The organism is Streptomyces sp. NPDC091287 (assembly GCF_044768525.1).
Lineage (GTDB): Bacteria > Actinomycetota > Actinomycetes > Streptomycetales > Streptomycetaceae > Streptomyces.
Genome location: NZ_JBIVUV010000015.1, coordinates 241720 through 252551, shown reverse-complemented (window position 1 = coordinate 252551; position 10832 = coordinate 241720). Strand labels below are relative to the sequence as shown.

At 68.4% G+C, this 10832-nt stretch carries 10 protein-coding genes; 2 read left to right on the top strand and 8 right to left on the bottom strand.

What is annotated here, in order from left to right:
* Nucleotides 1–266: 266 nt before the first annotated feature.
* The 3 genes from ACIQRW_RS25755 to thyX all read right to left on the bottom strand — a co-directional run bounded on the left by ACIQRW_RS25755 (nt 267) and on the right by thyX (nt 3888).
* Nucleotides 267–1952 carry a ribonuclease J gene (locus ACIQRW_RS25755; RefSeq protein WP_210936229.1) on the bottom strand — a complete coding sequence of 562 codons (1686 nt, stop codon included), beginning with the start codon at nt 1950–1952 and terminating at the stop codon, nt 267–269.
* A gap of 146 nt (nt 1953–2098) precedes the next feature.
* Nucleotides 2099–2998 (bottom strand): 4-hydroxy-tetrahydrodipicolinate synthase, encoded by a 900-nt coding sequence (gene dapA, locus ACIQRW_RS25750; RefSeq protein WP_403764408.1) that lies wholly within the window; start codon nt 2996–2998, stop codon nt 2099–2101.
* A gap of 152 nt (nt 2999–3150) precedes the next feature.
* Nucleotides 3151–3888 carry an FAD-dependent thymidylate synthase gene (gene thyX / locus ACIQRW_RS25745; RefSeq protein ID WP_215103001.1) on the bottom strand — a complete coding sequence of 246 codons (738 nt, stop codon included), beginning with the start codon at nt 3886–3888 and terminating at the stop codon, nt 3151–3153.
* A gap of 195 nt (nt 3889–4083) precedes the next feature.
* Here thyX and ACIQRW_RS25740 point away from each other — a divergent pair, with 195 nt between their 5' ends.
* Together ACIQRW_RS25740 and ACIQRW_RS25735 are read left to right on the top strand one after the other, a co-directional pair.
* Nucleotides 4084–4323, top strand: coding sequence for a hypothetical protein (locus tag ACIQRW_RS25740; RefSeq protein WP_069756827.1), 240 nt, complete (start codon nt 4084–4086; stop codon nt 4321–4323).
* A 94-nt stretch (nt 4324–4417) separates the two neighbouring features.
* Entirely contained in the window at nt 4418–4969 is a 552-nt protein-coding gene (locus ACIQRW_RS25735) for a hypothetical protein (protein ID WP_403764406.1), read from the top strand.
* A gap of 115 nt (nt 4970–5084) precedes the next feature.
* On the opposite strand, the gene ACIQRW_RS25730 is transcribed toward ACIQRW_RS25735, so the two are convergent.
* From ACIQRW_RS25730 to rpsO, 5 genes are all read right to left on the bottom strand, one after another.
* Entirely contained in the window at nt 5085–5627 is a 543-nt protein-coding gene (locus tag ACIQRW_RS25730; RefSeq protein WP_403764404.1) for a hypothetical protein, read from the bottom strand.
* An 11-nt stretch (nt 5628–5638) separates the two neighbouring features.
* Nucleotides 5639–6391, bottom strand: coding sequence for a 4-hydroxy-tetrahydrodipicolinate reductase (dapB, locus tag ACIQRW_RS25725; RefSeq protein WP_403764402.1), 753 nt, complete (start codon nt 6389–6391; stop codon nt 5639–5641).
* Nucleotides 6392–6408: 17 nt separating this feature from the next.
* The gene (locus tag ACIQRW_RS25720; protein ID WP_403764400.1) at nt 6409–7788 is read right to left on the bottom strand and encodes a M16 family metallopeptidase; all 1380 of its coding nucleotides are present in this window, start codon (nt 7786–7788) and stop codon (nt 6409–6411) included.
* The gene (locus ACIQRW_RS25715; RefSeq protein WP_403764425.1) at nt 7785–9998 is read right to left on the bottom strand and encodes a polyribonucleotide nucleotidyltransferase; all 2214 of its coding nucleotides are present in this window, start codon (nt 9996–9998) and stop codon (nt 7785–7787) included. The genes ACIQRW_RS25720 and ACIQRW_RS25715 overlap by 4 nt, the downstream gene beginning before the upstream one ends.
* Before the next feature lie 329 nt (nt 9999–10327).
* On the bottom strand, nt 10328–10618 hold the full coding sequence (gene rpsO / locus ACIQRW_RS25710) for a 30S ribosomal protein S15 (RefSeq protein WP_018551846.1): 291 nt from the start codon (nt 10616–10618) through the stop codon (nt 10328–10330).
* Nucleotides 10619–10832: the final 214 nt, after the last annotated feature.

The following is a 10832-nucleotide window of genomic DNA, read 5'->3' as shown; positions in this document are numbered from 1 at the left end:
TTTCCGGCGAGTCCGACTTTACCAGACTCTCTTTCGTTCCGTTTCCGGTCCGAATTCGATTTCTGATGGCCTGCGGAGCGGCCTTGCCTTTCGGCGGATCCGACTTTATCAGAGATTCTGAGTCGGAATTCCCGCCCCCTCCGGTGGTTCTCCAGGCGCACGAGTGCGCGCGGTGCTTCCCGTTCAGGCGGAGACGTAAACGTACTGGAGCGGGGCTCCCCGATGCAAATCGAGGGCCCCGCTCCAGGTCAGGCAGTCGTGAGGGGTCAGACCTCGACGACCACCGGAAGGATCATCGGGCGTCGGCGGTAGGTGTCGGAGACCCACTTGCCGACGACCCGGCGGACCATCTGCTGGAGCTGGTGGGGCTCCATCACGCCGTCCTGCGCCGACTTGTCCAGGGCTTCCTGGATCTTCGGCGTGACGGCCACGAACGCTCCGTCGTCGATGCCGGAGCCCCGGGCCTGGATGTGGGGACCGCCCACGATCTTGCCGGAGGAGCTGTCGACCACGATGAACACCGAGATGATGCCCTCGTCGCCGAGGATGCGACGGTCCTTGAGCGAGGTCTCGGTGACGTCGCCGACGGAGAGGCCGTCGACGTACACGTAACCGGCCTGGACCTTGCCGACGATCTTGGCCTTGCCGTCGATCAGGTCGACGACAACCCCGTCCTCGGCGATGACGATGTGGTCCTTGGGCACGCCCGTGAGGGCTCCCAGCTCGGCGTTGGCCCGCAGGTGGCGCCATTCGCCGTGGACCGGCATCAGATTCTTCGGCTTGCAGATGTTGTAGAAGTACAGCAGCTCGCCGGCCGAGGCGTGGCCCGAGACGTGGACCTTGGCGTTGCCCTTGTGGACGACGTTGGCGCCCCAGCGGGTCAGGCCGTTGATCACGCGGTAGACCGCGTTCTCGTTGCCGGGGATGAGAGACGACGCCAGGATCACCGTGTCGCCGGGAACGATCCGGATCTGGTGGTCGCGGTTGGCCATCCGGGAGAGGGCGGCCATCGGCTCACCCTGCGAACCCGTGCAGACCAGCACGACCTCGTCGTCCGGGAGGTCGTCGAGGGTCTTGACGTCGACGACCAGTCCGGCGGGAACCTTCAGATAGCCCAGGTCGCGGGCGATGCCCATGTTGCGGACCATCGAGCGGCCGACGAAGGCGACCCTGCGGCCGTACTCGTGTGCGGCGTCCAGGATCTGCTGGATGCGGTGCACATGGCTGGCGAAGCTCGCCACGATGATGCGCTTCTGGGCGTTCGCGAAGACCGTGCGCAGGACGTTGGAGATGTCCCGCTCCGGCGGCACAAAGCCGGGAACCTCGGCGTTCGTGGAGTCGGAGAGGAGGAGGTCGATGCCTTCCTCGCTCAGCCGGGCGAACGCGTGCAGGTCGGTGAGACGGCCGTCCAGCGGAAGCTGGTCCATCTTGAAGTCACCGGTGGCCACGGCCATGCCCGCAGGGGTGCGGATGGCGACGGCGAGAGCGTCCGGGATCGAGTGGTTGACCGCGATGAACTCGCAGTCGAAGACGCCGATGCGCTCGCGCTGGCCCTCGGTGACCTCAAGGGTGTACGGGCGGATCCGGTGTTCCTGGAGCTTCGCCTCGATGAGCGCGAGGGTCAGCTTCGAGCCGATGAGGGGGATGTCCGGCTTCAGGCGCAGCAGGTACGGGACACCACCGATGTGGTCCTCGTGGCCGTGCGTGAGGACGATGCCCTCGATGTCGTCCAGGCGGTCCCGGATCGTGGTGAAGTCCGGAAGGATCAGGTCGATGCCCGGCTGCTCCTCCTCGGGGAAGAGGACGCCGCAGTCGACGATGAGCAGGCGGCCGCCGTACTCGAAGACCGTCATGTTGCGGCCGATCTCGCCCAGGCCGCCGAGCGGGGTGACCCGCAGGGCGCCCTTCGGGAGCTTCGGCGGGGTACCGAGTTCAGGATGCGGATGACTCAAAAGACTCTCCTTACCACGCACGCCACGTACCGCTGAGGCACGTGGCGCGCATGTCATTCGTGCACTTGCTGTTGTCTTGGGGTGGTGCTCGATGCGAGTCGCCTCGCGTGTTCAGTTGTGAAGTCCGTGTTCAAAGAAGTCGTTGTCTAGAGCTGTACCCCGCCGGCGGCGAGATCGATCTTGAGCTGGGCCGTCTCCTGGGCGCTGAGCTCCACCAGCGGCAGGCGCAGCGGTCCGGCCGGGAGTCCCTGGAGGGTCAGGGCGGCCTTCGTGGTGATGACGCCCTGGGTGCGGAACATCCCGGTGAAGACCGGGAGCAGCTTCTGGTGGATCTCGGTGGCCTTCTGGACGTCGCCGCTCACGTACGCGTCGATCAGGGCCCGCAGCTCGGGGGTGACCACGTGGCCGACCACGGAGACGAAGCCGACCGCGCCGACCGAGAGGAGCGGCAGGTTGAGCATGTCGTCGCCGGAGTACCAGGCGAGTCCCGATTCGGCGATGGCCCAGCTGGAGCGGCCCAGGTCGCCCTTGGCGTCCTTGTTCGCGACGATCCGCGGGTGGTCGGCCAGCCGGACGAGTGTCTCCGTGTCGATCGGCACCCCGCTGCGGCCGGGGATGTCGTACAGCATCACGGGCAGGCCGGTGGAGTCGGCGATGGCCGTGAAGTGCCGGAGCAGGCCCTCCTGCGGCGGCTTGTTGTAGTACGGCGTCACGGCGAGCAGCCCGTGGGCGCCGGTGCGCTCGGCCGTCCGGGCGAGCTCGACGCTGTGCCGGGTGTCGTTGGTGCCGATGCCGGCGACGACATGCGCTCGGTCGCCGACCGCCTCGAGCACCGCTCGTACGAGCTGGTCCTTCTCCGTGTCACTGGTGGTCGGGGACTCACCGGTGGTGCCGTTGACGATCAGGCCGTCATTGCCTGCGTCCACCAGGTGGGCGGCGAGCCGCTGGGCGCCGTCGAGGTCGAGAGCGCCGTCCGCCGTGAAGGGCGTGACCATAGCGGTGAGGACCCGCCCGAAGGGGGTCTGCGGAGTGGAGATCGGAGCCATGGGTAACACGCTACTCGCTGCTCAGCGCGCGGGGTCCCCTCGGGGGGACGGGGAAGAGGAGCCCGGCACTGCCTGCTCGGGGGTTCAAGCAGTGCCGGGTCCGTTTGATCAGCCTAGATGAACTTCTCGAAACGCCGCAATACGGACACCGCCTACGGGGCTACCCGTCCATTTTTGTTGAAGGCCGCATGAGTGAGCGGCATGAGCTGCTCCCAGTGGGCTTCCATCTGCTCGCCGACCATCTCGATCTCGCGCTGCGGGAAGGACGGAACCTTCGCCAGCTCGTGCTGGGTGCGCAGGCCGAGGAAGTGCATCAGGGAGCGCGCGTTGCAGGTGGCGTACATCGTGGAGAAGAGACCGACCGGCAGGACCGCGCGGGCGACCTCGCGGGCCACGCCCGCGGCCAGCATCTCCTGGTACGCCGCGTAGGAGGCCCGGTAGGACTCCTCCATGGCGCGGGTCGTCAGGTCGTACTGCTCCTCGGTGCCCTCGACGAACTCGTACTTGCCGGGGCGGCCCTGCTGGACGAGTTTGCGGGAGGTTCCGGGGACGTAGAAGACCGGGTCCAGCTCCCTGTAGCGGCCCGATTCCTCGTTGTACGACCAGCCGACGCGGTGCCGCATGAACTCGCGGAAGACGAAGATCGGGGCGCTGATGAAGAACGTCATCGAGTTGTGCTCGAACGGGCTGCCGTGCCGGTCCCGCATGAGGTAGTTGATGAGCCCCTTGGAGCGTTCGGGGTCCTTGGTGACCTCTTCGAGCGACTGCTCGCCGGCGGTGGAGACCCGGGCGGCGAACAGCACGTCCGCGTCGCGCGCGTCGCTCTTCACCAGCTCGACGGTGACGTCGCTGCGGAAGTGGGGCTTTGCGGGTTCGGGGGTGTCGGTCACCGACAGGGGTCCTTCCAATGGCGTCGCTCTGGCGGCGACCACTTTACGGGCCACTGGCACGCGTGCATGCGCCGACCTCGGGGCAGCCGTTCGTGGAGTTCCCCCAACAAGTACGGCGATTCGGGCACCGATCCGGTCTCTCGTACGTCTGACTCATTAGCAGCACCCGTCACTGAGATCAAGGAGAGTTTCCTCATGTTCCGCCGGCGTGAAGCCGTCCCGTTCTCGTTCGTCGCCGAGTCCGACCGATTCCGCAGTAATGTCACTCCCCCTCCCTCGACCCGCGCCACCGTTCCCGAACTTCTGGGGCGGTCCCTCGTCGGGCTCACCGTGGTAGCCGGTCTCGTGGGCTCGCTGCTGCTGGGGCTCCCCGCTCTCGACTCCGAACAGTCCCCCGCGCACGGCAAGCAGTCCGAGGCGTCTCAGGGCCGCTGACTCGTACGGACCCCCTGGGGTGGTCGGGCCGGTGGCACTCTCGGTAGCCTCACCGGGCACAGCAATCGAGCGTGCTTGTGAGTGAGGATGAGTCGTGCCCCTGCCCTTTCTGACGGCCGACCGCGCATTCGACGCGAGCGCGGAGGACGTCGCGCTGCCGTTCGACGACCATGACAGCTGGCGGCGGCCCTACCGCCCCGGCCCGTGGCGGGTCGCGGCGGCGGCCACCCTGTTGTTGCTGGCCTCGTTCGTTCTGCTCGCGGCCATGATCATCGGTGTGGCCGGAGCGCCTTCGGGCGCCACCGTGTGTCTGGCCGTGGCCGGTGCGCTGATCGCCGCCGCCCTGCGACTGCTGCGGGTCGGCGCTTGGGTCAGCCGCCACGGAGTGCGGCGCGTCGCGTTCTTCCGGACCACCACGGTGGCCTGGAGCGGCACGTCCGCGGTTCGTACGGTCCAGCAGCCCGTGAAGTGGATGGGTCTTCCCCGTACGGTCCAGGGCCAGGCGCTCGTCGTGGTCCGGCAGAGCGGTGAGGCGCTGCCGCCGCTGACCACCGACCACAACGCGGACTTCCTCGGGCGTGAGGAGGCGTTCGAGCGGGCCACGGACGCGGTGGAGGCCTGGGCGGATGAGTATCGGCTCGGGTGAGCCGTCGTCCGTCGGCTGTACGTGAGTGAGCCCGGGGCCCTTGGCGGGGTCTCGGGCTCACTCACGTACAGCGGGAAGGATGTCCTCAAGCGCCGGACGGGCTTGGTTGGTGTCCTCAAGCGCCGGACGGGCTGGAGGGTGCGGCCGGGCTTGGTGGTGCGGGGGCGTCGGACGCGCCGGAGGGTGCGGGCTCGTCCGGCGGGGCCGAAGCGGTCGCCGGGGTGGAGCGGTGCAGGGCGATGGCCCTCTGCATGGCCTTGCGGGCTCTCGGGGTGTCCCTCGCGTCCTGGTAGGCGACCGCCAGCCTGAACCAGGTGCGCCAGTCGTCCGGGGCGTCCTCCGTCTCCTCGCGGCGCTTCGTGAAGACGGCGTCAGCGGCGTCCCGGTCGATGCGGCCGGACGGCGTGCGGGCCAGGTCGTCGACGGGCAGGCCGCCCTCCGCGTCCAGCTCGGCTGCCAGGGCGTTGGCGCGGCGGACGAACTGGGTGTTCTTCCAGAGGAACCAGACGCCGATCACCGGCAGGATCAGCACGGCGACGCCGAACGTGACCGTGACCAGCGTGCCGTGCCGGATGAGCATCAGGCCGCGGCTGCCGACCAGGACGAAGTAGAAGACCAGGACGGCGGCCGTGACGATGTAGGTGATCTTTGCGCGCATGAGGGGCTCAGTCAGTTCAGGTCGAGGAAGTGTTCCAGGCCGAACGTGAGGCCGGGAGTGGTCACCACGCGGCGGACACCGAGCAGGATGCCCGGCATGAAGCTGCTGTGGTGGAGGGAGTCGTGGCGGATGGTGAGGGTCTCGCCCTCGCCGCCGAGGAGCACTTCCTGGTGGGCCAGCAGGCCGCGGAGCCGGATCGCGTGGACCGGGACGCCGTCGACGTCCGCGCCGCGCGCGCCGTCCAGGGCGGTGGCGGTGGCGTCCGGCTGGGGTGCGCTGCCCGCCTTGGCGCGGGCCGCCGCGATGAGCTGGGCGGTGCGGGTGGCGGTGCCGGACGGGGCGTCGACCTTGTTGGGGTGGTGCAGTTCGACGACTTCGACGGACTCGAAGTAGCGGGCGGCCTGTTCCGCGAACTTCATGGTCAGGACGGCGCCGATGGAGAAGTTCGGGGCGATCAGGACGCCCGTCCCCGGGGAGTTGTCCAGCCAGGTGGTCAGCTGCGCGAGCCGTTCGTCGGTCCAGCCCGTGGTGCCGACGACGGCGTGGATGCCGTGCCGGACGCAGAAGTCGAGGTTGCTCATCACCGACGCGGGGGTGGTGAGCTCGACGACGGCCTGGGCGCCGGTGTCGGCGAGGGTCTCCAGCTTGTCGCCCCGGCCCAGGGCCGCCACCAGCTCCAGGTCGTCGGCGGCCTCGATCGCGGTGACGGCCTCGGAGCCGATGCGGCCCTTCGCACCGAGAACGGCTACGCGCAGCTTGCTCATCTTGATTCCTTAAGGGATTAGGAGACCGCTTCGTGGAGGCGGTCCGCCTGCTTGTCCTTGAGCGGGCCGATGACCGAGAGCGAGGGGCGCTGGGTGAGGAGCTCGCCCGCCACCGCCCGTACGTCGTCGGGCGTGACCTCCGCGATGCGCGCGAGCATGTCGTCGACGGACATCTGCTCGCCCCAGCACAGCTCGCTCTTGCCGATACGGTTCATCAGCGCGCCGGTGTCCTCCAGGCCGAGGACGGTGGACCCGGAGAGCTGCCCGATGGCGCGGGCGACCTCGTCGTCGTCCAGGCCGTGCGTGGCGACCCGGTCCAGCTCGTCGCGGCAGATCTTCAGGACGTCGTGGACCTGGCTCGGGCGGCAGCCCGCGTACACGCCGAAGAGGCCGCAGTCGGCGAAGCCCGAGGTGTACGAGTACACGCTGTAGGCCAGGCCGCGCTTCTCCCGGACCTCCTGGAAGAGGCGGGAGCTCATGCCGCCGCCCAGGGCGGTGTTGAGGACGCCGAGGGCCCAGCGGCGCTCGTCGGTGCGGGCGAGGCCGGGCATGCCGAGGACCACATGGGCCTGCTCGGTCCTGCGGTTCAGCAGCTCGACCTTGCCGGCGGTGCGCAGGGTGCGGGAGCCCTCGCGGGGCGCCATGGGGACGGCGTCCGTACGGGAGAGGGCGCCGGCCTTCTCGAAGGCCCTACGGACCTGGCGTACGACCGTGGCGTGGTCGACGTTGCCGGCTGCGGCGACGACGAGGTGCGTGGGGTCGTAGTGCTTCTTGTAGAAGCGGGCGATCTGGCCGCGGTTCAGCGCGTTGATCGTGTCGACGGTGCCGAGGACGGGGCGGCCGAGGGGGGTGTCGCCGAGCATGGTGTGCGCGAACAGGTCGTGCACGCAGTCGCCCGGGTCGTCCTCGGTCATCGCGATCTCTTCGAGGATGACGCCGCGCTCGGCGTCGACGTCCTCGGGGGCGATCAGCGAGCCGGTCAGCATGTCGCAGACGACGTCGATGGCCAGCGGCAGGTCGGTGTCCAGGACCCGCGCGTAGTAGCAGGTGTACTCCTTCGCCGTGAAGGCGTTCATCTCGCCGCCGACCGCGTCGATCGCGGAGGAGATGTCGAGGGCGGTGCGCTTGGCGGTGCCCTTGAAGAGGAGGTGTTCGAGGTAGTGGGTCGCGCCGTTCAGGGTGGGCGTCTCGTCGCGGGAACCGACGTTGGCCCAGATGCCGAAGGTGGCGGACCGGACGGAGGGCAGGGTCTCGGTGACGATCCGCAGACCGCCGGGGAGGACGGTCCGGCGGACGGTGCCGATGCCGTCCTTGCCCTTGAGAAGCGTTTGGGTACGGGCGACGGCCCGCGCCTTGGAGGAGGCGCGGGCCGTCGTCGCGGAACTACGGGACGTCACTTGTCGGTGTCGTCCTTCGTCTCGTCCTCTTCACCCTCGACGACGGGGATGAGGGAGAGCTTGCCGCGGGAGTCGATCTCGGCGATCTCGACCTGGACCTTGGCGCCGACGGCGAGCACGTCCTCGACGTTCTCCACGCGCTTGCCACCGGCGAGCTTGCGGATCTGCGAGATGTGCAGCAGACCGTCCTTGCCCGGCATGAGCGAGACGAACGCACCGAAGGTGGTGGTCTTGACGACCGTACCCAGGTAGCGCTCGCCGACCTCCGGCATGGTCGGGTTGGCGATCGCGTTGATCGTGGCGCGGGCGGCCTCGGCCTGCGAACCCTGCTGGGCACCGATGTAGATGGTGCCGTCGTCCTCGATCGTGATGTCGGCGCCGGTGTCCTCCTGGATCTGGTTGATCATCTTGCCCTTCGGGCCGATGACCTCACCGATCTTGTCCACCGGGATCTTGACGGTGATGATCCGCGGGGCGTTCGGGGACATCTCGTCCGGGACGTCGATGGCCTCGTTCATGACGTCCAGGATGTGCAGACGCGCGTCACGGGCCTGCTTCAGCGCGGCGGCCAGGACCGAGGCGGGGATGCCGTCGAGCTTGGTGTCGAGCTGGAGCGCGGTCACGAACTGCTTCGTGCCGGCGACCTTGAAGTCCATGTCGCCGAAGGCGTCCTCCGCACCGAGGATGTCGGTGAGGGCGACGTAGTGGGTCTTGCCGTCGATCTCCTGCGAGATCAGACCCATGGCGATACCGGCGACGGCGGCCTTGAGGGGCACACCGGCGTTCAGCAGCGACATGGTGGAGGCGCAGACCGAGCCCATGGACGTCGAGCCGTTGGAGCCCAGCGCCTCGGAGACCTGGCGGATCGCGTAGGGGAACTCCTCGCGCGAGGGGAGAACCGGCACGATGGCGCGCTCGGCGAGCGCTCCGTGGCCGATCTCGCGGCGCTTGGGCGAGCCCACGCGACCGGTCTCGCCGACGGAGTACGGCGGGAAGTTGTAGTTGTGCATGTAGCGCTTGCGGGTCACCGGGGAGAGGGTGTCCAGCTGCTGCTCCATACGGAGCATGTTGAGGGTGGTGACGCCCAGGATCTGGGTCTCGCCACGCTCGAACAGCGCCGAGCCGTGCACGCGCGGGATGGCCTCGACCTCGGCGGCGAGCGTACGGATGTCCGTGACGCCACGGCCGTCGATGCGGACCTTGTCCTTGATGACGCGCTCGCGGACCAGCTTCTTGGTCAGCGAGCGGTACGCGGCGGAGATCTCCTTCTCGCGGCCCTCGAACGCCGGCAGAAGCTTCTCTGCGGCGATCTCCTTGACGCGGTCCAGCTCGGCCTCGCGGTCCTGCTTGCCGGCGATGGTGAGCGCCTGCGTCAGCTCGGAGGTGACGGCCTTGGAGAGCGCCTCGAAGACGTCGTCCTGGTAGTCCAGGAAGACCGGGAACTCGCCGACCGGCTTGGCAGCCTTGGAGGCCAGGTCCGACTGGGCCTTGCAGAGCGCCTTGATGAAGGGCTTCGAGGCGTCCAGGCCGGCGGCGACGATCTCCTCGGTGGGAGCCTCGGCGCCGTCCTTGACGAGCTGGATGGTCTTCTCGGTGGCCTCGGCCTCGACCATCATGATCGCGACGTCGCCGTCCTCCAGGACGCGACCGGCGACGACCATGTCGAAGACGGCGTCCTCAAGCTCAGTGTGCGTCGGGAACGCGACCCACTGGCCCTTGATCAGGGCGACGCGGGTGGCGCCGATCGGGCCGGAGAAGGGCAGGCCCGCCAGGATGGTGGAGCAGGAGGCGGCGTTGATCGCGACCACGTCGTACAGGTGGTCGGGGTTGAGCGCCATGATCGTCTCGACGATCTGGATCTCGTTGCGCAGGCCCTTCTTGAAGGAGGGGCGCAGCGGCCGGTCGATCAGGCGGCAGGTGAGGATCGCGTCCTCGGAGGGCCGGCCCTCACGGCGGAAGAAGGAGCCGGGGATCTTGCCGGCCGCGTACTGCCGCTCCTCGACGTCCACCGTGAGGGGGAAGAAGTCGAGGTTGTCCTTGGGCCGCTTGGAAGCGGTGGTGGCCGACAGCACCATGGTGTCGTCGTCCAGGTACGCGACGGCGGAGCCGGCGGCCTGCTTGGCCAGGCGGCCCGTCTCGAAGCGGATGGTGCGGGTGCCGAAGGTTCCGTTGTCGATAACGGCCTCGGCGTAGTGGGTCTCGTTCTCCACTAGTGATTTCTCCATACTCGTCGTCTTTCGTCCTCACGCCCGTATGGCGGGGGACGGTGCGGGAGAGGCGCACCGTGGATGCGGGCCGGTCTTCGATCGAAGCTCCCGGGCATGTTCCCGGGGGCCACTACCGAGGACCGGCGGCGGCGTCGTCGCGCCTCTCCCTCGTTCTTGCGTTCCTGCGTTCTTGCTCGCGCGTTCCCGCTGATGCGTTCTCGGGCGAGCGGGTGTCACTGCACCCAGGTTACTGAGCTTGACACCGGTCGTGCACGTACGGCAAAGGGAGCGGTCCCCTCAAACGCGGGAACCGCTCCCTTTCCACAGCGTCCTTACTTGGCGCCGCCGGCCGCGCCACGGCGGATGCCGAGGCGGTCGACGAGCGCACGGAAGCGCTGGATGTCCTTCTTGGCCAGGTACTGCAGGAGGCGGCGACGCTGGCCGACCAGGATCAGCAGACCACGACGGGAGTGGTGGTCGTGCTTGTGCGTCTTGAGGTGCTCCGTCAGGTCCGAGATCCGGCGGGAGAGCATGGCGACCTGGACCTCGGGGGATCCGGTGTCACCCTCCTTCTGGGCGAACTCGGTCATGATCTGCTTCTTCGTAGCGGCGTCGAGCGGCACGCGTACTCCTCTTGATGTTCGAAGCGCCCACGAGTGCCCCTGGTCTTGATCTCAGGGGAGCTTCCGTGACTCGGAGGCGAAGGTCCGATGAGCGCAGCCCCCAGGATGATCCGAGGACGCGTACACAAACGGCCACTGGACAGAGTACCAGCCATTCGGGTCACGCCCCGCCGCTGGTCAGCCGCTGCCCGCCTTTGATCGACCGGTGCCCTTC